A 1242-nucleotide genomic window follows, 5' to 3' on the forward strand; every position below is an offset into this window, starting at 1 on the left:
CCTTTGCACCATCTTGTCGAGCCCACCGTAGGCAAGGGCGAGGCCGAGTCTTTCCTTGGCATAAGCTTCACCGAGCAGTCGGGGATTCGTAAAAAGGCTTAGGCCAGATGTGTGAGTCAGCAGATGGTGGATCGTCATCTTCGTTTTGACGGGCACTGTTTGGTCCAGCGACGTTGCGCCCGGTATCAGAAGTTGCGCGTTTTTGAATTCCGGCAGGTAAGCTTCGACCGGATCGTCGAGATGCACGCGCGCCTCCTCGTACAGCATCATTAGCGCGACGGCGGTGACAGGCTTGGTCATCGAGTAGATGCGGGCGATAWGGTCGCGCTGCCAGGGCCGCTTGGCTTCGACATTGGCGTAACCGGCACAGTCGAAAAAGGCGAGTTCTCCATGGCGCGCGACGAGCACCGCACCACCCGGCCAGCGCCCGGTGTCGACATAGCGCTGCATCCACTGCTTCAGTCGCGCCAGCCGCCCCTTGTCGAAGCCGAGGTGCGCAGGATCACGAACTGTTTCGCTACCAAATTGCCTCATCGCGCAAATGTCCTTCGCAAACAAAGGCCCTTTGGACCATCCTGCGCTCTCCCCGCATTATTGCCAATAGTTGCCTGCTTGAAGTCCCTACCGCAGACTTGAGGCGCTTCTTCAGTGTGGTCTTTGGATCAACGCGGCACTCAAACCGTGCGCCGCGCACGGCAGCTTTCCCTTCTCACCAATTGCCCGTGCGGTTCTGCGCTACACTCTTGAGCGCGCGAGAGGCGGATCGATCGAAGCTGTCGACGCAGGCCGCTTCGACATCAGCTTTGGTCAAGCCAACGTCGCGCAGAAGGAAATTGGACAGGTGACCAAGCTCGCGCTCTATGTTGCGGCGGGTCCGCCACTCATGGACAACGGCCAGCAGGCGTTCGAGCGGAAGATCAAGAAAAGTGCCCGGCACGCGCCGGGCGGTCAGGCCTAGTGTCGTTGGCGTCATGTTATGCCAGGTCATGGTAACCTCCGTTGGTCGGGGATGCTCGAATGAAGATCAACATGACAGCGGGAGGCGATAACGCGCCAGGGCAGCTTCCGAAGCGTTCCGCTTCAGATTGTGAACTGGCCTTGGACCTCCGCAAGGCCTAACCTGCGGCAAAGGAGCGGTCAGCCATGACGCGACGGCCTTACGGACTGGTCTGCCCGATCTCGCGCGCCTGCGAGTTCCTGGAACCGCGCTGGACCATCCAAATCCTGACCGAGCTCTGGAAC

General features: G+C 60.0%; 2 protein-coding genes. Both read right to left on the reverse strand.

The genetic code is table 11. The features are described from left to right. A partial coding sequence (locus tag ACXJ7R_RS33365) for a serine hydrolase domain-containing protein (RefSeq protein ID WP_457155515.1) occupies positions 1-534 on the reverse strand: 534 nt, incomplete at its 3' end. A gap of 175 nt (positions 535-709) precedes the next feature. After that, positions 710-988 (reverse strand): DUF1127 domain-containing protein, encoded by a 279-nt coding sequence (locus ACXJ7R_RS33370; RefSeq protein ID WP_457155516.1) that lies wholly within the window; start codon positions 986-988, stop codon positions 710-712. Positions 989-1242 lie beyond the last annotated feature (254 nt).

The sequence above is a fragment of the Mesorhizobium sp. P5_C1 genome, from assembly GCF_054049815.1.

What these genes read in the sequence shown, in the direction of transcription:
- ACXJ7R_RS33370 (WP_457155516.1), bottom strand. Translation starts at nt 988, where the DNA reads ATGACCTGGCATAACATGACGCCAACGACACTAGGCCTGACCGCCCGG.